This is a genomic window from Streptococcus oricebi, from assembly GCF_017883985.1.
Taxonomy (GTDB): domain Bacteria; phylum Bacillota; class Bacilli; order Lactobacillales; family Streptococcaceae; genus Streptococcus; species Streptococcus oricebi.
The window spans coordinates 293403-314762 of record NZ_PRDG01000002.1 but is presented as its reverse complement, the minus strand read 5'-3'; the positions used below and the strand labels follow the sequence as shown (position 1 = coordinate 314762).

Annotated in this window: 19 protein-coding genes; 3 read left to right on the top strand and 16 right to left on the bottom strand. The window is 45.8% G+C overall.

Annotated features, from left to right (window positions below):
- Window positions 1-47 precede the first annotated feature (47 nt).
- From C4K46_RS04165 to C4K46_RS04155, 3 genes are all read right to left on the bottom strand, one after another.
- Window positions 48-1190, bottom strand: a complete 1143-nt coding sequence (locus C4K46_RS04165) for a cysteine desulfurase family protein (protein ID WP_209627791.1) — start codon at window positions 1188-1190, stop codon at window positions 48-50.
- Between the two features lie 214 nt (window positions 1191-1404).
- Window positions 1405-2214, bottom strand: coding sequence for a pyruvate, water dikinase regulatory protein (locus C4K46_RS04160; protein ID WP_209627619.1), 810 nt, complete (start codon window positions 2212-2214; stop codon window positions 1405-1407).
- Window positions 2215-2222: 8 nt separating this feature from the next.
- Window positions 2223-2852: a CBS domain-containing protein gene (locus C4K46_RS04155; protein ID WP_209627618.1), complete on the bottom strand. Its 630-nt coding sequence runs from the start codon at window positions 2850-2852 to the stop codon at window positions 2223-2225.
- A 236-nt stretch (window positions 2853-3088) separates the two neighbouring features.
- Between C4K46_RS04155 and ppdK the strand changes: the two genes are divergently transcribed.
- On the top strand, window positions 3089-5728 hold the full coding sequence (gene ppdK, locus C4K46_RS04150; protein ID WP_209627617.1) for a pyruvate, phosphate dikinase: 2640 nt from the start codon (window positions 3089-3091) through the stop codon (window positions 5726-5728).
- Between the two features lie 99 nt (window positions 5729-5827).
- A complete protein-coding gene (locus tag C4K46_RS04145; RefSeq protein ID WP_209627616.1) occupies window positions 5828-6247 on the top strand; it encodes a DUF6556 family protein in 420 nt (139 codons plus the stop codon).
- Between the two features lie 143 nt (window positions 6248-6390).
- Here C4K46_RS04145 and C4K46_RS04140 read toward each other — a convergent pair whose 3' ends face one another.
- The 9 genes from C4K46_RS04140 to C4K46_RS04100 form a co-directional block, all read right to left on the bottom strand.
- On the bottom strand, window positions 6391-7461 hold the full coding sequence (locus C4K46_RS04140) for an ABC transporter substrate-binding protein (RefSeq protein ID WP_209627615.1): 1071 nt from the start codon (window positions 7459-7461) through the stop codon (window positions 6391-6393).
- A complete protein-coding gene (locus C4K46_RS04135) occupies window positions 7458-8228 on the bottom strand; it encodes an ABC transporter permease (RefSeq protein ID WP_209627614.1) in 771 nt (256 codons plus the stop codon). Before C4K46_RS04135 ends, C4K46_RS04140 begins: the two co-directional genes overlap by 4 nt.
- Entirely contained in the window at window positions 8225-9031 is an 807-nt protein-coding gene (locus C4K46_RS04130; RefSeq protein ID WP_209627613.1) for an ABC transporter permease, read from the bottom strand. Before C4K46_RS04130 ends, C4K46_RS04135 begins: the two co-directional genes overlap by 4 nt.
- On the bottom strand, window positions 9012-10169 hold the full coding sequence (locus tag C4K46_RS04125; RefSeq protein ID WP_209627612.1) for an ABC transporter ATP-binding protein: 1158 nt from the start codon (window positions 10167-10169) through the stop codon (window positions 9012-9014). Before C4K46_RS04125 ends, C4K46_RS04130 begins: the two co-directional genes overlap by 20 nt.
- 201 nt (window positions 10170-10370) lie before the next feature.
- Entirely contained in the window at window positions 10371-11282 is a 912-nt protein-coding gene (gene murB / locus C4K46_RS04120; RefSeq protein WP_209627611.1) for a UDP-N-acetylmuramate dehydrogenase, read from the bottom strand.
- Window positions 11283-11390: 108 nt separating this feature from the next.
- Window positions 11391-12326, bottom strand: a complete 936-nt coding sequence (locus tag C4K46_RS04115; RefSeq protein WP_209627610.1) for an ECF transporter S component — start codon at window positions 12324-12326, stop codon at window positions 11391-11393.
- A 110-nt stretch (window positions 12327-12436) separates the two neighbouring features.
- Window positions 12437-12607 carry a hypothetical protein gene (locus tag C4K46_RS04110; protein WP_209627609.1) on the bottom strand — a complete coding sequence of 57 codons (171 nt, stop codon included), beginning with the start codon at window positions 12605-12607 and terminating at the stop codon, window positions 12437-12439.
- A 483-nt stretch (window positions 12608-13090) separates the two neighbouring features.
- Entirely contained in the window at window positions 13091-13957 is an 867-nt protein-coding gene (thrB, locus tag C4K46_RS04105; protein ID WP_209627608.1) for a homoserine kinase, read from the bottom strand.
- 1 nt (window position 13958) lies between these two features.
- Window positions 13959-15245 carry a homoserine dehydrogenase gene (locus tag C4K46_RS04100; RefSeq protein WP_209627607.1) on the bottom strand — a complete coding sequence of 429 codons (1287 nt, stop codon included), beginning with the start codon at window positions 15243-15245 and terminating at the stop codon, window positions 13959-13961.
- A 125-nt stretch (window positions 15246-15370) separates the two neighbouring features.
- Here C4K46_RS04100 and C4K46_RS04095 point away from each other — a divergent pair, with 125 nt between their 5' ends.
- Entirely contained in the window at window positions 15371-16330 is a 960-nt protein-coding gene (locus C4K46_RS04095) for a polysaccharide deacetylase family protein (protein ID WP_209627606.1), read from the top strand.
- 63 nt (window positions 16331-16393) lie between these two features.
- On the opposite strand, the gene C4K46_RS04090 is transcribed toward C4K46_RS04095, so the two are convergent.
- The 4 genes from C4K46_RS04090 to C4K46_RS04075 form a co-directional block, all read right to left on the bottom strand.
- Window positions 16394-17428 carry an NADH:flavin oxidoreductase/NADH oxidase gene (locus C4K46_RS04090; RefSeq protein ID WP_209627605.1) on the bottom strand — a complete coding sequence of 345 codons (1035 nt, stop codon included), beginning with the start codon at window positions 17426-17428 and terminating at the stop codon, window positions 16394-16396.
- A 269-nt stretch (window positions 17429-17697) separates the two neighbouring features.
- On the bottom strand, window positions 17698-18654 hold the full coding sequence (locus C4K46_RS04085) for an ABC transporter permease (protein ID WP_209627604.1): 957 nt from the start codon (window positions 18652-18654) through the stop codon (window positions 17698-17700).
- A 1-nt stretch (window position 18655) separates the two neighbouring features.
- A complete protein-coding gene (locus C4K46_RS04080) occupies window positions 18656-19714 on the bottom strand; it encodes an ABC transporter permease (RefSeq protein ID WP_209627603.1) in 1059 nt (352 codons plus the stop codon).
- On the bottom strand, window positions 19707-21245 hold the full coding sequence (locus C4K46_RS04075) for an ABC transporter ATP-binding protein (RefSeq protein WP_209627602.1): 1539 nt from the start codon (window positions 21243-21245) through the stop codon (window positions 19707-19709). Before C4K46_RS04075 ends, C4K46_RS04080 begins: the two co-directional genes overlap by 8 nt.
- Window positions 21246-21360 lie beyond the last annotated feature (115 nt).

Below are 21360 nucleotides of genomic sequence, written 5' to 3'. Positions count from 1 at the left end.
TAGACCTCTTCTGCTCCTGTCCTTTCTTTCTTACTTTAGTTGGGCTTTTATCTGACCTTTTTGGTCTGCTGGTAGATGATTTTAAAGGTGGTCAAAAATTGCTCTATCTGGCTCATATCATTTTCCAAATCAAGGCTGATCCGGACCGCCGTTGTCGCTAGCTTGGCTGGAACACCCATGGCAATCAAGGTTCCTGCTGGCTTGCCGGCTTTTGAGGAGCAGGCGCTGGTTGTCGAGATATAAATCTCGTAATTTTCAAAGGCATGGACCAGAACTTCTCCCCTGACTCCCTTGAGTCCAAAGGTTAGGATATGGGGGGCAAACTGGTCCTGGCCTGAAAAGATGGTCACATCTGGATAGGCTGCCAGACCTTCTTGGAGGACACTCTTCATCTGACTGGTCTTGTGCCTAAAATCCTCCATTTTTTCCAAGGAAATACGGAGGGCCTTGGCTGTCGCTGCAATAGCAGCTAGGTTTTCTGTGGTCGCACGCTTGCCAACTTCTTGCCCTCCCCCATGAAGGAGGGGGGTGATTTTCTTACCGGACTTGATATAGACAAAGCCTAGGCCCCGCAAACCATGAAATTTATGGCTAGAAAAGCTAGCAAAGTCCACCCTGTCCGTCAGATAAGTCTGGGTCGGAATTTTGCTGACGGCCTGGACCGCATCGACATGAAAGGAAATAGTCGGCTTATCCGCCAGTAAGTCTGAAATGGCCTGGATAGGCTGGATAGAGCCCAATTCATTGTTAACAGCCATGACAGAGACCAGAATCGTATCTGGCCGAATCAAGTCAGCCAGGGCTACTAAATCAATGAAACCTTGCTTATCAACTGGAGCTAGGTCCAGCTCAAAACCTTGCTTTTTTAACCAGAGGGCGGCTTCCTTGATAGCGGGATGTTCAATATCTGAAACGATAATGTGCTTGCCAAACTGGGCCTTTTCAAAGGCGACTCCCTTGAGGACCCAATTATCCCCTTCGGTCCCTCCTGAGGTGAAGAAAATTTCCTCCTCCTTCTTGCCCAGTAGCTCTGCTATTTGCCTGCGAGAGGCTGCTAGGAGGCGACTGGCCTGAGTCCCCAACTGGTGGAGACTAGAAGGGTTGCCCCAAATCTTGCTGGCCACCTCCTGATAGGTGGCTAGGACCTCCTGGTAGGGGCGGGTGGTTGCTGAATTGTCTAAATAAATCATTTTTTTCGGTACCTTCACTTAGAATACTCCTATTTTAACACGAAATGAAGCAAGGGACAACTAAGGAAGCCAAATGAAAGCAGAAGCTCCAAGAGTCTTGCGATTCTTGGAGCTGGCAGATTTCCTATAAGTAGCTGGTCTATCCTCTACCTACTGGCTAGGCTAAAAATAAAGCCTGTCTTTTCCTGGCTTACTAGGCTAGAGAGGGGTCTTTTTATAATCTTTTTAGATATTCTTCAATCAGGTAGGCTGTTTCTTCGATTGATTTATCGGTCATATTGATGGTATGGGCCCCGTATTTTTTAAAGACCTCTTCTGAATACTCTATTTCCTGATAGATCTGAGCCAGGTCGCTATAGCTGCTGGCCTGGGACAGGCCCAGAGAATCTAGGCGCTGGCTTCTAATCTTGGCTAGCTTATCCGGCTCACAGGTCAAACCAATCAGCCTCTTTCTATCTACCTTGTCTAGGAGCTGAGGCAGGGGAACTTGTGGTATCAAGGGAAGATTGGCTACCTTATAGCCCTTATTGGCCAGATAGATACTTAAGGGAGTTTTGGAAGTTCGAGAAACTCCCAAGAGGACTAGGTCTGCCTCCAAGAAACCCTGGGGATTTTTACCGTCATCATACTTGACCGCAAATTCGATAGCAGAAATTTTATTAAAGTAATCCCCATCCAGACGGTGGATAACCCCAGGAACCTCAATAGGACTCTGTCCTGTTTTTTCCCTAATGATTTCAAAGAAGGGACTCAGCAGATCCAGATAGGCCAACTGGTGCTTCTGGCTAAATTCACGCGCCAACTGAGCCAGCTGGGCGTTTACCAGGGTCGAAAGAACCAAGGCCTTATCCTTACAGGCATCTTCTAAGATAGCCAGGAGCTCTTCCTTACTGGTCACAAAGGGAAAGCGATGGCGATTATCAAAGTTTAGGTCTGGGTACTGGGCCTTGACTGCTGCTAAGAGCTTGCGCGAGGTCCCACCCAGAGAGTCCGAAATGGTGTAAATAATGATTTCTTTTTGCATAAGGGCTCCTATCTATCTACTTCAATCTTTCTAGCCTCACCGATGATAAAGTCAAGGAGGCTGGCCCTGCTGACACTGCCTACTAGTTCTCGACTTCCATGTCCCTTAAGGACCGGTAGGGAATCAACTGCCAAATCCTGCAATATGACAGCTGCTTCTAAGACGGTCATCTCTGCCTGGCAGGTCTGGATATGGGGCTGGCGGGTCATACAAACCGCTATGGGGGTGCTAGCAATCTTGGTATTGAGAGCAGCCCTCAAGAGGTCCTTGCGCGATACCAGACCCAGCAAGTCCTTGTCCTCATCTAAAACGTAGAGGACATCGGCATCATACATGAAGAGCTGGATAATGGCATCTTGAATCAGAGTATCTGGTGGCAAAAGCAAAGGCGAGGTCATGACCTCTGCTACCTTGGTCTGAAAGGTCTCAAAAAAATAGAGACTTTCCAAGTCCACTCCAGCATAGGTATAGCCAACCTTGGGCGTGGCCTTGAGCAAGCCAACCAGGGTTAAAAAGGACAAGTCAGCCCTCAGGGTGGAGCGGGAGATGGCTAAGACTTGAGCAATCTTCTCTCCACTGACTGGCTGGTCTTCCTTGACAATGTCTAAAATTTGTTTTTGGCGTTTAGATAATTTCAAATCCTTTCTCCTACAGTATCTCTATTTTTCAGGGCTAATCAGCCTCTGCTAGTTGCTGGCCGGTCTTACTTTTGTAATAAGTGGCTCATTTCTGTCTATTTATCTTAAATAATAGCATATTTATCCCCTACAAGTCAAGAAATCTTCTTTATATTTTTGCTTGACAAATATATAATGGATATATTACAATGTTTTTAAAATAAATATGACACATATTTGGAAAACGGAGGTAGAATATGTCTAAATGGATTTACTTCTTTGAAGAAGGCAGGAGTAAGGACAAGCATTTGCTGGGTGGCAAGGGGGCCAATCTAGCCGAAATGAGCCACCTAGGACTTCCCGTTCCAGCCGGCTTTACAATTACTACCCAGAGCTGCATCCACTACTTGGAGGAACCCGATTTTTTCACTAGCCATTTACAAGAGGAAATTTTGAAAGCGGTCTCAGAATTGGAGCTAAAAACAGGTCGCTCCTTTATGAATAAGGAAGGCCTCCCCCTATTGGTCTCTGTTCGCAGCGGGGCTGAAGTTTCCATGCCTGGCATGATGGATACCATCTTAAATCTAGGTTTGAATGATGAGCGGGTCAAGGATTTGGCCGAATTAACCAATCGCCACTTTGCCTATGACTGCTACCGCCGGCTCTTACAGATGTTTGCCGATGTAGTCTACGGTCTAGCCAAGGAAAGATTTGATGAGCAACTTGACCAAGCCCAAAAGGAAAATGGCAAGCCCGTCCAGGACTTCTCTCAGCTCGAGCAGGAGGCCCTGGTTGAAAGCTATAAGAAGGTCTACCAAAGTTGCCGCAAATCCTTCCCGCAAGATCCTGCTGACCAGCTCTTTGCGGCGGTCAAGGCGGTCTTTGCCTCCTGGAATAATCCGCGGGCCAAGATTTACCGACAGTTGAATGCCATTAGTGATAAGCTAGGAACAGCGGTCAATGTTCAGATGATGGTCTTTGGTAATAGCGATGAAGAAAGCGGAACTGGTGTGGTCTTTACCAGAAACCCTGCCAAGGGACAAAAAGAGTTGTTTGGAGAATTTCTCTTAAATGCCCAGGGAGAGGACGTGGTTGCTGGTATTCGGACCCCAGAGCCTATCCAAGCCCTGGCCCAGCACTTGCCCAAAGCCTATCAGGATTTTAAGGACTATGCCCAAATTCTTGAGCGGCATTACCGTGACATGCAGGATATTGAATTTACCATTGAACGCGGGCAACTCTTTATCCTCCAAACCAGGGAAGGCAAGCGGACAGCCCAGGCTGCCCTCCAAATCGCCCTTGACTTGGTCGAGGAAGGACTGATTAGCCAAGAAGAGGCCCTGCTAAGAATCAACCCTAAATTGGTAGACCAGTTGATTCACCCCGTCTTTGAGCCAGAGAGCCTGGAGTCAGCCCAGCCTATTGCCCAGGGTCTACCAGCCAGTCCCGGTGCTGCTTGGGGCAAGCTAGTCTTTACCGCCCAAGATGCCAAACGCTATCATGAAGAAGGACAAAAGGTTATCTTGGTCCGCCAGGAGACCTCACCAGAGGATATTGAGGGCATGATTGTTAGCCAAGCTATTGTAACTAGCCATGGTGGCATGACCTCCCATGCCGCCGTAGTGGCTCGGGGAATGGGGACCTGCTGTGTGGCTGGTTGTAGCGATTTAAGCATCAAGGAAGAGGAAAAAATCGTCCACTATGGCAAAAAGAGCCTAAAGGAGGGGGATATTATTTCCGTTGACGGCTCCTCCGGTAAGATTTATCTAGGGGCTCTGCCGACCAGTCTGATTGAAAAAAATGAGAATCTAGAGCAAGTCCTGCTCTGGGCCGACCAGCATGCCCAACTAGAGGTCAGGGCCAATGCCGAAACCATTCCGGACTTAAGGACAGCCATCAAGTTTTCAGCCAAGGGGATTGGTCTGGCTCGGACAGAGCACATGTTCTTTGGCAAGGCTAGAATCCTGGAAATGCGGCGTTTGATTTTGGCCGACCAAGAGGCCGACCGCAAGGAAGCCCTGGTCAAACTTTTGACCTTCCAGGCCGAGGATTTCTATCAGATGTTTAAGGAGGTGGGAGACAGGCCACTAGTCATCCGCCTACTGGATCCTCCCCTACATGAATTTCTCCCCAAAGAAGATGTTGAAATAGAGGAAGTGGCCCAGGAACTAGGCAAGAGCCCTAGCTTGATTAGGGAACGTATCAAGCAGCTAGTCGAAACCAACCCCATGCTGGGCCACCGTGGTTGCCGTCTGGGTATCAGCCAGCCAGCAATCTACCAGATGCAGGTTGAGGCCGTTATCTCTAGCGCCATTCGCCTCCAGCAAAAGGGCCTGGCTATCAAGCCAGAAATCATGATTCCCCTAATCGCTGAGAAAAAAGAACTGGACTATCTGCGAGCCCTACTTGAAGACCACATTAGTCATATCTTTAAAAAATACTCTGCCCAGGCCTTCCCTTATGAAATTGGAACCATGATTGAGCTACCTCGGGCCTGCCTTATCGCCGATCAACTGGCTCAGGCTGCTGACTTCTTCAGCTTTGGTACCAATGACTTAACCCAGATGACCTACGGTTTCTCACGAGATGATATTGGTAAATTTATCAACCACTACAAGAACAAAGAAATTATCAGCTTCGACCCCTTCCAGACTCTGGACAAGGAGGGAGTGGGTGAGCTGATGCGCCTAGCTGTGGAAAAGGCCCGCAGAATTAAGCCCCAACTAGCTATTGGCGTCTGTGGAGAAGTCGGGGGCGATCCTGCTTCCATCTCCTTCTTAGAGGAAATTGGGGTCGACTATGTCTCCTGCTCTCCTTACCGCATTCCTGCTGCCCGCCTGGCTGTGGCCCAAGCTAGCCTACTCAAGAAACTAGAACAAGAAAGACATCAAGCCTAGCTGACTAATCCCTAGCTCTCCTCAAGCTTGCTATTTTTCCGAGACATTTCCGCTTAAAAAATGTATAATGTAAGGAAAGAAAGGAGATTATCATCTAGCATGGAAAATTATTCTCGCAGCAAGAAGCCTGCAAAAGGGCCTAAAAAGGAAAAAACGCCTGCCCGCCACCAGATTAAAAAAGGTCTCTCGGCCTTTCAAAAGACCCTGGCCACTGTGGGGAGTATCTTGGGCATTATCACTGCTTCTATCACCATTATGACCTTTATGAATAACAACAAAGAGCAAAAGACCGACTCCAAGACCAGTCAGTCTACCACAACCATTATTCGAGAGGTGGAAAAAGAGACAGAAAAAACCAATCCCAATACTACTGATAATAGTAGCCAGGAGGCTGGGCAAGATCAAACTGGCCCTTCTTCTAGTTCAACTAGCCAGCCAGCAGAGGAAACCAATCCCTCTAGCAGCAGTCCAGAGCCTGCAACTAGTGGAGAGGCAACCCCTGCTAGCCAAAGCAACTAAAAAAACCTTGACCATCAGGAGCATTTCCACATGGTCAAGGTTTTTATCTTCTAAAGAAAGGTGCTTTTCAGGCCAGTCTAGACCTTTTGATAGAACTAAAAGACCACTTTGACAAGCTAAGCAAATGGTCCAGCCGCTCAAAACTACTTCCGATACATCTTAAATTGGAGATAGAGGTCATTATAGATACCCAACCATTTAGAGCCTAGGGATTGATAAACTTCTAGGCGTTTCATGGTTTCTTCCTTGGGATAAAAGGCTTCGTCCTCTTGAATCTCCTTGGGTAGCATGGCCTTGGCTGGCAAGTTTGGTGTTGAATAGCCGACATAAAGGGCGTTCTTATAGGCATTTTCAGGTCTTAGCATGAAGTTGATAAACTGGTAGGCAGCTTCCTTATTTTTTACGGTCTTGGGAATGACGATATTGTCAAACCAAAGATTGCTAGCCTCAGGTGGTACCACATAGCGCAATTTATCATTCTTATCCAGCATCTGTCTGGCCTCTCCAGAAAAGCTGACCCCGATAGCTGCATTATTTTGAATCATATAGCCCTTCATCTCATCAGCCACAATAGCCTTGATGTTGGGGGTTAGGCTGTAGAGCTTATCGACCGTTTCTTGGAGTTCTTGCTCATTTTTGGAGTTGAGACTATATCCCAGGGAATTAAGCCCCAGTCCCATGACCTCACGCGCCCCATCAATCAGCATAATCTCATTTTTATAGTCAGACCGCCAGAGATCCTCCCAATGCTCGGGTGCTTCCTTGACCAGCTCACTATTGTAGATGATGCCTAGGGTCCCCCAGAAATAGGGAACGGAATAGCGGTTCTTGGGATCAAAGGGCTGGTCCAAGAAGTCGGACCCGATATTTTCTAGCCCCTTAATTTTTGAGCTATCCAGTGGAACCAAGAGCTTCTCAGACATCATCTTGGAAATCATATACTCACTAGGAATGGCAATATCGTAGGTTGTGCCTCCCTGCTTGATTTTGGTGTACATGGATTCGTTGGAGTCAAAGGTCTCATACTGGACCTGAATGCCTGTCTCCTTGGTAAAGTCCTTTAACAGCTCCGGATCGATATAATCCCCCCAGTTAAAAATTACTAGTTTATTACTGGCATTGCTATTACTCTTAGACTCTAAGTGAAGAGAGAGGAGCCAGAGGGCTAGGATAATTCCCAAGATACCCATTAAAAAGGAATAAAGCTTTTTCATTCTGTCTCCTTTTCACGTGAAATAAAGTAATAACCAATGACCAAAACAATGCTAAAGAGAAAGACCAGGGCGGACAAGGCGTTGATTTCCAGAGAAATCCCCTGACGAGCCCGAGAGTAAATCTCAACTGACAAGGTTGAAAAGCCATTACCGGTCACAAAGAAGGTTACGGCAAAGTCATCCAAAGAGTAGGTAAAGGCCATGAAATAACCCGCAATAATAGCCGGTGTCAGATAAGGAAGCATAATCTCCTTGAGCATCTGAAACTGACTGGCCCCCAAATCATAGGCTGCCTTAATCATATCATCATTCATCTCCTGCAGACGAGGCAAAATCATCAAAACCACAATCGGAATAGAGAAGGCCACATGACTGGCTAAGACTGAAACAAAGCCCAACTGAAAGCCAATCAGGGTAAAGAGAATCAGAAAGCTAGCCCCAATCATGACATCCGGAGCTACCATGAGGATATTGTTTAAGGCCAAAAGGCTTGCCTGCCTTCTCTTTTTCGCCTGATAGATATAAATGGCCCCAAAGGTCCCAATCAAGGTGGCCAACAAAGAGGATAAAAAGGCCAAAAAGAAGGTCTGAGTCAAAATCAGCATCAGGCGACTGTCGCCAAAGAGATTTTGAAAATGGGTCCAACTAAAGCCTGTAAACCGATTCATATCGTCGCCAGCATTAAAGGCATAGGCAATCAGATAGAAAATAGGTAGATAAAGGAGTAGAAAGACCAGGCTGAGATAGCCCGTCGCTAATTTTTTCATCGCTCTCTCCTCTCTTTAGTAATCCACATGGTCAAGAGCATGGCCACAATCAAGACTAGGCCAATGGTTGAACCCATACCCCAATTTTCAGTCGTCAAAAAGTGCTGCTCAATGGCTGTCCCTAGGGTAATCACCCGATTTCCACCAATCAGGCGAGTCAGCATAAAGAGACTGAGACTGGGGATAAAGACGGATTGAATCCCACTTCTGACCCCATTCATGGACAAGGGAAAGATAACCCGACGGAAGGTCTCCCAGCGGGTCGCTCCCAAGTCAAAGCTGGCATTGATGAGATTTTTATCCAAGTCATCCAGGACATTAAAAATCGGCAAAATCATAAAGGGCAGCTCGATATAGGAAGCCACAAAAATAAAGGAAAAGTCCGTAAATAAAATCTGCTTGGGACCCAGGCCCATAAAGGACAGAAATTGATTGATTGAGCCTTGTTGACCGAAAATCCCGATAAAGGCATAGGCCTTAAGCAGCAGATTGACCCAGGTTGGTAGGATAATCAACATAAGCCAGAGTTGGCGGTGTTTGAGCTGGGTCAGGAAAAAAGCTGTCGGATAGCTAATCAAAAGGGTAACTAGGGTAATAATCCCAGCGTATAAGATGGAATTAAAACTCATTTTCAGATAGGTCCAGTTGGGCGCTCCAAAAAAGGTCCGATAGTTGTCCAGAGTAAATTGTCCTTCTAAATTGAAAAAAGAACGAACGATAATCAGGGCAACGGGTACCAAGACAAAGAGCAGGACCCAGAGAAAGTAAGGGAGGGCAAATAGACTAGAGTTTGTTTTCTTCATCTCTTTCCTCCTCAATGGCGTTAATCAGACCGGCCTCCTGCTCTTCAATTTCCACATATTCTTCAATCCGAGCATCGAACTCTTCTTCCGTCTCATTGAGCCGCATGATGTGAATGTCCTCTGGCTCAAATTGGAGCCCGATAATTTCCCCGACAATAGCCTTGCGGGTGGAGTGAATCATCCATTCATTGCCTAGTTCATCGTAGGCGATAATTTCATAGTGGACCCCCCGAAAGAGCTGGGTGTCTACCTTAACTTGGAGCTTGCCCTCCTCTGGCAGGGTAATTCTTAGGTCCTCCGGCCGGATAACTACTTCAACAGCCTCATTGGGTCTCATCCCCCCATCCACTGCCTCAAAGCGCTTGCCATTAAATTCGACCAGGTAGTCCTCAATCATCCGCCCAGCAATAATGTTGGACTCACCGATAAAGGTGGCTACAAAGTGATTGATGGGTTCGTCGTAAATATCAACAGGACTTCCTGACTGAACGATTTCCCCCTCATTCATCACGAAAATCCAGTCACTCATAGCCAGGGCCTCTTCCTGATCGTGGGTGACAAAGACAAAGGTAATGCCCAGTCTTTGCTGTAATTCCCGCAGTTCATACTGCATGTCTGTCCGCAATTTCAAGTCCAGGGCCGACAAGGGTTCATCTAAAAGGACCAGCCGAGGTTGGTTGACAATGGCTCTGGCAATGGCCACCCGCTGTCTTTGGCCACCAGACAATTTCCGAATGGAGCGATTTTCATAGCCGTCCAGGCGGACCATTTTTAGGACTTGGGCTACCCGCTCCTTGATTTCCTTTTTATCAGTCTTTTTTAAACGCAGGGGAAAGGCTACATTTTCAAAGACATTCATGTGGGGAAAGAGCGCGTAGGATTGAAAGACGGTATGGACATCCCTTTTATTGATAGGAATGTCGTTGATTCTGACCCCGTCCAAATAAACATCACCGCTGGAAGGATCTAAGAGACCAGCGATGATATTGAGAATGGTTGATTTACCAGAACCGGAGGCTCCTAAAAGGGTATAGAATTTCCCTTCTTCCAGCTCAAAATTGATATCTCTGAGGACTGTTGTATTGTTGTCCTCAAAAACCTTGGAAACATTCTTGAATTCGATGATTGGCTTTTTCAATTTTCATAAATTCCTTCTTTATTTTCAGCAGATAGTCTGGCAAAATCAAAGTCTCTTGTGACTGGGATAAAAGTTGCTAGCAGGTAGCTAGCTTTTGAGCCTTTACCTGGGCCTGTTCAGGGCTGACTTCTATCCCAATCCCAAAAAGAAGCTGCCTGCCCCTAAGGACTCAGGCAGCCTCACTCTGATAAAAAGCAGTTCTTAATCTAGGGCTGGGTCTCCGATAATTCTGACCTCAGGTTCCAAGCGGACACCAGAATTTTCAGCTACCTTGTCAATCACATGGGCAATCAGGTCCTCATAGTCCTTGGCGCTCCCCTCTGCCACATTAACCATAAAACCAGCGTGCTTTTGAGAAACCTCTACTCCACCGATACGGTGGCCCTTGAGCTTAGCTTCTGAAATCAGCTGGCCAGCAAAATGACCATGCGGTCTTTTAAAGACCGAGCCACAACTCGGGTATTCCAGGGGTTGCTTTAACTGGCGCAGGTGGGTCAGACGTTGCATTTCCTGACCAATAGCCGTATAGTTACCAGGAGCTAGGGCAAACTTAGCCGATATGACGACTTGGCCCGACTCCTGCAGGACCGAATGCCGATAGCCAAATTTCATCTGCTCTGCACTGAGGGTCTTAATCTCTCCTGAAGGCGTCAAGACCTTACAAGAAAGCAGGATATGGGCAATTTCGCCACCATAGGCTCCTGCATTCATAAAGACTGCACCGCCGACACTTCCAGGAATCCCACAAGCAAACTCAAAACCAGTCAGGCTATGGTAGTGAGCCAGATGGGTGGTCTCAATCAGATTGGCACCAGCCTCGGCCTCCAAGGTATAACCATTGATGGTAATGGAACTCAGCTTATCAAACATAATGACAAAACCGCGAATCCCCCCATCACGAACAATCAAATTGCTGGCATTACCCAAGACCAACCAGGGAATCCCTTGAGCATTAGCAAATTTGACTACCCGAACCAATTCAAAGCGATTTCTGGGAAAAACCAGATAATCAGCCGGCCCGCCCACCTTGGTATAGGTGTATTTTTTCAAGGGCTCATCAAAACGAATATCAAGGCCCTCAAGCTCTGTTTTTAATAAATCAAGATTAGTCATTTATTCTCTTTCTTTTTTTACAAAAGTCACTCCTTATTATACCAAATTTATGAGACAATGACGATAGAAATGAGCAAAAAAACTGACCGAGGTCAGCTTTTAATCTTTTTATAATTTTCTGGTAACGTAGCGTTGACTTTGGTTGAATAAGGTATTACGAACCATATAAAAGGCTCCCACAGCTGTAAAGAGATAGAGCAAGGCAAGATTGAACCAGTATTGACCCGGAACATCAGTATTGGTAAAGACAGCCTGATTCACATACTGGAAGCCTTCGCCTAGATATTCAAACCCTAGTTTATTGGCCTTTAAAAGCTCCATGGCCGAATCCAACTGCTGGGCCACAAAGGTCATTACAATCATCAAGAGGATACTGATGACCAGCCCCTTCTTGCTCACTTTCTTACCTAGCAGTTCATAGCCCTTAATCGTACAAACTCCCATAACAATGCCACCCGCAACAGAAACATAGCCCATCTGAGCAACTAGGAGAATGACAATCAAGCCGATAAGACTACCCAAAAAGGCTCCAACTATCCCTGCCACCATATGTTCTGACTGGTTATCGTATTCTTGATTATCCAGAGAATGCGAAGCAGCTAGGCTCTGAAAACTGGCTGGGGAGAGGATTAAAGCCTGGTTGCCCACCTGGTAGACATCAATCTGACCTTGCTCACCACTCTGCTCGCAAACATTGACAAAGCCCCGTTCAGTCAAGAAGTTTAGGCTGGCTTCTAGGGCCTCCTCTAAATAGTTTGCCGCCTTATTTTTGGTCATGGCATTTTTGACTAGGCAGGTAATCTTATAGCGATTAGCATCGACTCGGAGCAAGCTCTTGGCTTGGTCCTTCCAGTCCCTTAAAACTTCCTTGCCATCTAGCCCCTCGGCCAGACTTACCGAAAAATAAATGCTGTACTGATTTTGCTGACTAGCTTCAGTGATATAAAGATTATAGCCTTCCTTCTGACCAAAAATTAAACCAAGCTCCTCATCAAACCTTAGGCCTAGTCTTTCAGCCAGAGCTCTGACTTCCATATTATCCATCTATGCTTCCTCCTTTTTCTAGCTATATTATAGCATAAGTCAGGACAAAAATATAGACCGCTTTTCTTTGAACCCAATGACAAGAATTAAAGAGTCTAAGCTATTCTTCTTTAGCGACTTTCCTTGGGATACATGGAATCATAAATATCCTTTAGCATATCCTTAATTTCTTGGACAGCGACTTTGGTAATTTCTTTTTCTTCTTCGGGACTTATTTCGATACGGGTATCGCGATGAGAACTATCAACTGTATCATATATCCCTTTCCTTCTTAATGTCATGTCTCTCAACAGAAATTGATAAACGCTTATTGTACGATCTCCTTGGCTATAATTAAAATGAACTTCAATACCATCTGATGCTGGAATAAGCTTTAAGTTTCTTTTTTTAGTAGTCAGACTAGTCACCCAGTCGGTCATTTTAAGATTATAATCGTCAATTTCATAGCCGGCCTTTCTTAGGGCGGGAACATACTGCTTAGCGCCTATTAACTTCTCATATCCTGTGATAGCTACTAGTTGCTCATAAACCGTACCATGCTCATAGGAACGCTTGAAAGAAGCGTAATTATACTGATTAAAACAAAAATAGAAAGCCCTAAAACAAGAGACACCAGCAAGGCTCTTATAATTGTCTTGGATTTTTTCAGTCTAGTAAATATTTTCATAAGATTTTTCAATTTCATTTCAAGGAATTAGCCTGCAAACTTAGCTCTCTCCCTATCAGCTCCCCACTAATAAAAAAGATTGGAATCTTCCAATCTTCTACTCTTCTACTCTGACCCCTTGGCGGTCAACGCTTAGTTCAAAAATTTCTCCCTTAAAATGGGCTTTTTCTAGTCGACTTTGGATTGCTTGAGCCTTATTTGTCGGAGCTAGCACCATTACGGTTGGGCCGGCTCCGGATAAATAGGTGGCATAGGCTCCGTTTTTGCGGGCAATTTTTTTAATGGCCGGAAATTCCCGGACTAGTTTTTGACGGAAACGTTCATGAAAGAGGTCAGACTCAATCGCCCGACCTGCCGTCTCCATATCCCCTTTTAGAAGGGCAGCAATGGCAACATTGGCAATAGAGCTGGCAGCAACAGCCTCCTTATAGGAGAACTTAAAGGGCAGAACCCCCCGGCTATCCCGGGTTTTCAGCTCATAACGGGGGATAAAGGCGATAAAGCTAGCTTGAGGAAAATCAGCCTCAACCGCTGATACCCGTCCCCGAACGTAACTAGAGACAACTAGGCCACCAAAAATAGCTGGTGCTACGTTGTCGGGATGGCCCTCGCTCTTGGTGGCAATTCGGAGCTTCTCCTCCTTAGTCAGATTTAGTTGGGCCAGCTGATTGGCCAGCTCAATTCCAGCCACGATAACCGAGCTGGAAGAGCCCAGCCCCCTAGCCAGAGGAATATCACTGGTCATCTTGAGCCGGTGGGGCTTTAAATCGGGAGCGATTTGGAGGGCCACCTTGATAAGGAGATTACGCTTGTCCTTGGGGATTCTGGGATTTAAATCATGCTCAATCAGCCAAGCCTCCCTTTCTTCCAAAACTTCAATAGTCAAATATTTTGAAACAGCTACCCCTACCGAGTCAAAACCTGGTCCAATATTGGCACTGGTTGCTGGTACAATAATCTTCATCTTATTCTCCTAAAACTTTAAAGGTGTTCAACAACTCAAAATCAGCCACTGACTGGAGGGCAGCTGTCACTTTTTCAAACTGATTCTTATTGATAGAGTGGGTGATAATTACCAAGCGGGCCTGTTTGTTTTCTGATTCCTGTTGCAGGATTTGCTTAAAGGATACATCTTCCTTGCTAAAGATTTCCGCAATCTTCAAGGCTTGACCTTTTTGGTCTGGTGTCAGAATTGAGAAATAATAGCTACTTTGAATATCTTCTGGTTGGGCCAGTAGGACTGGGCGTTTATATTCATTAAAGGCCTTACCAACGGTTTGGTCCTTCAAGCGGCGGACAATCCGAATAATATCAGCTACGACACTGGTAGCGGTTGGTTTTTGTCCAGCTCCTGGTCCATAGTACATTGACTCGCCGATACCGATTGACTCGACAAAGACAGCATTCATGACCCCATTGACACTAGCTAGTGGATGGGACTTCGGCAAGAAGGTTGGAGTTACTTCAGCAACAATCCCTGACTGGGTCTCTTCGATAGAGCCTACTAGCTTGATGACATAGCCCAGCTCTTGAGCTACCTTAACATCTTCTGGGGTAATCTTTCGGATACCCTTGTGGGCCACGTCTTCAAACTTGACATCCATACCAAAGGCAAACTGGCTGAGAATCACCATCTTGTAGGCTGCATCAATCCCGTCCACATCATTGGTTGGGTCACTTTCAGCAAAACCAAGTCGTTGAGCTTCTTCTAGGGCCTGCTCATAAGACCAAGCTTCATCGACCATTTTAGTCATCATAAAGTTAGAGGTACCATTGACAACCCCCAAGACCCGGCTAATCTTGTCTGAAGCCAAAGAGTTAACCAAGGTCCGCAAAATCGGGATTCCCCCCGCTACTGCTGCTTCATAATAGAGGGCCAAACCTTTCTCTTGAGCCAAATCTAAGAGCTCGCTACCATGAACGGCAAGGAGGTCCTTATTGGCCGTTACTACATGCTTACCAGCTTCCAAAGCCCGACGAATAAAGGTCCGTGCTGGCTCGATACGCCCCATCAGTTCAACTACAATAGCGATTTCTGGATCTGCTAAAATATCCTCTATATCTGTTACAAAGTTAAAGTCATTTCCTGCTGCTAGCAGTCTCTCTTTTTCAGCCTGGTCCTTGACCAAGACCTTGGCAATCTCAATCTTATTCTGAGCAGCCAGGCTAATCTTTTCATCATTTTCCTTTAGTAAAAATGGTACACCACTAGCAACCGTCCCAAAACCAAGTAAAGCAATTTTAATAGACATGATGAGCTCCTTGTCGAATTTTCTTATATACAAGCTATATTATATCAAAAAATATTCTAAATACATACCCAACAGATTAGATATTTGATATAATTGTAACATATCAAAAAAAGATGGAGAATCTTATGTCCGCAAAGCACACAGGAAATCGCTTGGCCCGACGCAAAGCACAAAAAAGAACCTATCGCCTTATTCTAGTTAATGTCTTACTCCTAATCGCCCTGGTTATCAGTGGCTTTTACCTAATCAAACAATGGAGCCCCTCAACCAGCAAGAATACTCTGGCAAGCAGTAGCCCGGTCAACCAGAGCCAGACCGCAACTACTAGCTCCAGTCAAACCAGCGATTCCAAAAATCAAACCAAGGAAGAGGAGAAAATCAAGTGGGTCAAACAGGACAATCCTGTGAAAATCCCTATCCTCATGTATCACGCTATCCATGAAATGGATCCTTCCGAGGCTGCCAATGCCGGTCTCATCGTCTCTCCCCAAACCTTTGAAAGCCACCTTAAGGCTCTAAAAGAAGCGGGATACTATACCTTGACACCAGCAGAAGCCTACAAGGTTTTGACCGAAAATGTCCTACCAGAAAACAAGTCCAAGGTTGTGTGGCTGACCTTTGACGATAGCTTGGCAGATTTCTATAGTCAAGCCTTTCCCCTCCTAGAAAAGTATCAGATGCGGGCAACCAACAATGTCATTACTGGCTTTGTCGAAAATGGTCGTGCCGATATGCTGACCCTGGACCAAATCAAGGAGATGAAAGAAAAAGGCATGTCCTTTGAAGACCATACCGTCAACCATCCCGACCTGTCAGCCTCAAGCGAAGAGAGTCAAACTAGCGAGCTACAAGTCTCCAAGCAATATCTAGATAGCAACCTCTCACAGACCACCACAACGGTTGCCTACCCTTCAGGTCGCTATACGGATACTACCCTACAAATCGCGCAAAATCTAGGCTACAAAATGGGGCTGACAACCAATAATGGTCTAGCCTCTGCGGCAGATGGCCTGCTGTCGCTCAACCGCGTCCGCGTTAATCCCACAACCACTGCCCAAGATTTACTCAATGAGATTAGCAACTAAGCTCCATACTCAAGTAAAACAAGCTCCTTGATGAAACCATCATCAAGGAGCTTTATTTTTACCCTAAATAACCCTGCCTCGCTCATAAGAAGCATTATAAAGTTTCAGCTCATCTTCGGCACGCAATTCTTTGGCTGCCATCTGTAACCAGTTCGGATTAGCCAGCAAGGGACGACCAAGACTGATAATATCTGCTGCTTCTGTCTGCAAGAGGTAGTCAACCAGCTTAGGATCATTGAGCAAACCAACAGCGCTGACCGCAACATTTGCTCCTTCTTTAATGGCTTTGGCTAGGGGAACTTGATAGCCTGGATAAATCTTACTTGGTTTAACTTCAATTAAGCCACCCGAGGAGACATGGACCACTTCTACTCCGTCTGCTTTCAGCCATTTAGCAAGCTGGATAAACTCTTCCAACTTGGTTCCCTCTTCATGATACTCGTCGGCCGAAATGCGAACCCAAAGCGCCCCCTGAAAGACCTGCTGAACAGCCTCTACTACTCGCCCTAACAGGCGATAGCGATTTTCCAAACTACCGCCATATTCGTCCTTACGCTGATTCGTCAGATTAGAGATAAATTGATTGAGCAAGTAGCCGTGAGCCGCATGTATCTCAATCATATCCACTCTTGCCTTGGCTGCAAGCTGGGCTGTATGTTGAAACTTAAGAACAAGTTCATCAATATCTGCTGTGGTCATGGCACGTGGCTCACCATATTCTGCACTGTAAGCTAGGGCTGATGGAGCGATTAGGTCTTGACTAGCGGTCGCCTTGCGACCTGCATGATTGATTTGGATGCCTACCTTGCTACCAAAGTGATGCAAAGTTTGGATTAAACTTGCTAGGGCCTCAGCTTGTTCATTATTCCAGAGTCCCAAATCATAGGCCGACAGGCGGCCGTTAGGGTCAATAGCATTGGCTTCAATAGTAATTAAGCCGACCCCTCCAAGGGCCCGTGCTCCATAATGAATCTTATGAAACTCAGTAACCCTTCCATCTTCAGCCTTTACCTCATACATACACATGGGCGCCATAGCCACCCGATTTTTTAGCTCTAAAGAACCCAAGCTTAGGGGAGCAAATAATTTTGTTTTCATAGCCATATCCTTTCTGCTCTATAAATTTTAACATTTTTTAAAGTATACCATATTCTCAAAATAAAAAACGAGAAAAATTAACAGCGATATGAGAAAAATTTTCTAGTAAAGAAAAAACACTAGACCAGCCATTAGATAAGCAAATATTTCTTTCTGAACCCTAGATAGTCCATCGCCGTCTCTTAGAATATTAAGCAAGAGAAAGTGAACTTATTCCTAAAAAGGAATAGAAAGAGCCCAAAAAAGCTAGCCCTAAAGCTAGCTTTTTTCTATTTAGACTTAATATAATTGATCCCATCAGCCTTAGGTGCTACTGCCTTACCAAAGAAGGCGGCCAAGACAACGATTGTCAAGACATAAGGCGCAATCTGCAAGTAGACCGCTGGCACATGTGACAAGAAAGGCAGTTGACTACCAATAACAGCCAAACTTTGAGAAAGACCAAAGAAGAGACTGGACAGCATGGCTCCGATTGGACTCCACTTACCAAAAATCATGGCTGCTAGGGCGATAAAGCCCGGTCCAATGATGGTTGTGGCAGCAAAGTTAACAGAGATAGACTGGGCATAAATAGCTCCTCCTACTCCGCCTAAAAAGCCAGAAATCATCACACCACAATAGCGCATGAGGTAGACATTGATTCCCAAGGTATCCGCAGCCTGTGGGTGCTCACCGACTGAGCGCAGGCGCAGACCAAACTTGGTCTTAAACATAATATACCAAGCCAGGAAGGAGAAGACAACAGCCAGATAGCCCATCAAGCTAGTATGCTTAAAGAAGATGTCCCCAAGCACTGGAATTTTGGATAAAAGCGGAAAATCAAATTTACCAAAGGAAACATTGATGTTGTCCGTTTGCCCCTTGCCATAAAAGGCCTTGACCAAAAAGATTGCCAAAGCTGGAGCCATCAGGTTCAGAACGGTCCCACTGACTACATGGTCTGCTCGAAAATGAACTGTCGCCACCGCATGGATTAGTGAGAAGATAAGACCAACCAGGCCTCCAACCACTAGAGCAAACCAAGGGGTCCAAGCACCAAGACTTGGTGCAAAGGTTAGGTTAAAGACTACCCCTGAAAAAGCACCCATAACCATGATACCTTCCAAGCCGACATTGACCACTCCGGCATGTTCAGAATAAGCTCCTCCGATAGAAGTAAAGATAAGCGGAGCTGCGTAGATAAGCATGGAGGAAACCAATAAACCTAGCATTGTAACAAAATTCATCTTACTTGCCCTCCTTAGCTTGTTTTTTAACTTTGACAAAACGCTCGATTAGATAATGCACGCTGACAAAGAAGATAATCGAAGCAGTCACAATGTTTACCAATTCGGCAGGAATCGTTGCCGCATTCATACCAGGAGCTCCTACTTGCAAGACCGCAAAGAGAAAGGCTGCAAAGAGGATACCAATTGGAGAATTGCTAGCTAAGAGGCTAACCGCCATACCGTTAAATCCAACTGCTAGAGAGCTTCCTTGGACATAGACATTCTGGAAGGTTCCTAGCCCCTCTACAACCCCTCCAATACCAGCAAGGGCACCGGAGATAATCATAGATAGGATAATGGTCCGCTTGGCAGACATTCCTGCATATTCACTGGCATTAGGATTGAGACCAACTGAGCGAATCTCAAAACCAAGAGTTGTTTTCTTTAATAAGAACCAGATACAAGCCACTGCGATAAAGGCAAAGAAGATACCGATATTCATTCGCGAGTTGCTAGTCAAGGCCCGCAACCAATCCGTCTGGTAGCTAGCATTGGCCCCTACTCGAATACTAGAGTCAATACTTTGCATGACCTTCTTGGGAAAGCTATGGATAAAGGCATTGCCAACATAGAGAACGATGTAGTTCATCATAATGGTCACAATCACTTCACTAGTACCCAGATAGGCCCTTAAGAAGCCTGGTAGAGCTCCTACTAGTCCCCCAGCTACAGCTGCTAGAAGGACGGTAAGGGGAATCATGATGACCCTTGGAATATCTGGAAAAGATAGGGCAAACCAGCCGGCCAAGAGCCAACCAGCCAAAGCCTGACCAGGCAGACCGACATTAAAGAAGCCAGCACGACTTGCCACCGCAAAACCTAGGGCGATTAAAATAAGCGGCCCCATAGCTCGGAAAATTTCTCCCACACTACGAAGGGAGCCAAAGGCTGTTTTAAAGAGTTCTTCATAACCCCAAATCGCATCATAGCCAAAAATCCACATGACAATTGCTCCCAGCAAAATTCCTAGGACAACTGAAATCAAAGGAACAGCTACTTGCTGCATTTTCTTAGACATGTACTTCTCCCTTCTTAAGCTCACCACCAGCCATTAGAATACCTAGCTCTTGCTTGTCGGTCTCTTCTGGCTTGACAATGCCTTGAATTTTACCGTCATGGATAACGGCAATCCGATCAGATAGGTTGAGGATTTCATCTAGCTCAAAGCTGACAACTAGGACAGCCTTGCCTTTATCCCGCTCCTCAATCAAGCGTTTATGGATGTATTCAATCGCTCCCACATCCAAGCCCCGAGTCGGTTGACTAACGATGAGAAGGTCTGGATTGCGATCCACTTCACGGGCAATGATGGCCTTTTGCTGGTTTCCTCCAGATAGGGCAGAAGCCGGTACAAGCTCACTAGCAGCCCGAACATCAAACTCTTCCATGAGCTTACGAGCATAAGAGGTAATTTGATTGTAGTTGAGAACGCCTCTATTGCTGAGCGGGGCCTTGTAGTAGGTCTGCAAGGCGATATTTTCTGCCAACATCATCTCAAGGACCAGACCATCCCTATGCCGATCTTCTGGCACATGACTGACCTGCATTTCCGTAATTTTTCTTGGTGATAGACCTAGAACTTCCTTGCCCTTAATGCTGACGCTACCAGACTTGACCTTGCGTAAACCAGTAATGGCCTGAATCAGCTCGCTCTGACCATTTCCATCAATCCCAGCAATTCCGACGATTTCACCGGCTCGAACATCCAGAGAAAGGCCCTTAACGGCAAGGACACCACGATTTTCCGCCACTTCCAAGTCCTTGATTGACAGGACCACATCCTTGGGTTGGGCAGGCTCCTTAGCCGTTGTAAAGGAGACCGAGCGTCCGACCATCATTTCAGCCAAATCCTTATTGGTTGCTCCTTCGATACCGACTGTTTCGATACTCTTTCCTCGGCGGATGACCGTTACTCGATCGGCTACTGCTCGAATTTCATCTAGCTTGTGGGTAATCAGAATAATTGATTTCCCTTCCTTGACTAGATTTTTCATGATATTTTCTAGTTCTTCAATTTCTGAAGGAGTCAAAACGGCTGTCGGCTCGTCAAAGATTAGAATATCTGCACCACGATACAGGGTCTTAAGAATCTCCACCCTTTGCTGGGCACCGACAGATATATCTTCGATTTTGGCCCTTGGATCCACAGCTAGACCATAACGTTCAGACAGGTCCTTGATTTCCTTAATCGCCTTATCCAAATCTAGGACACCAAAGCTGTTGGTTTTTTCACTACCCAGAATGATGTTTTCAGCAACCGTAAAGGCCTCTACAAGCATAAAGTGCTGGTGGACCATTCCGATACCTAGAGATGCAGCCTTGGATGGAGAATCCAGTTTCACAGGCTGACCATTGACGAGGATTTGACCGCTAGTCGGCTCTAAAAGACCGGCCAGCATGTTCATCAAGGTTGACTTTCCTGCTCCATTTTCTCCCAAAAGCGCATGAATTTCACCACGTCTTAGGTTGAGATTGATTTTATCATTTGCAACAAATTCACCAAAAACCTTGGTAATCTCTCGCATTTCAATGACATTTTCATGTGCCATGTGATTCTTCCTTTCAGAAATAAATTTTATGTCAGTAAAACCTATTTTTAAAATAGGCTTTACTGAGACAAAATTTCGTCTCAACTCTCAAAAAAGCGACCACCAAGGTCGCTTC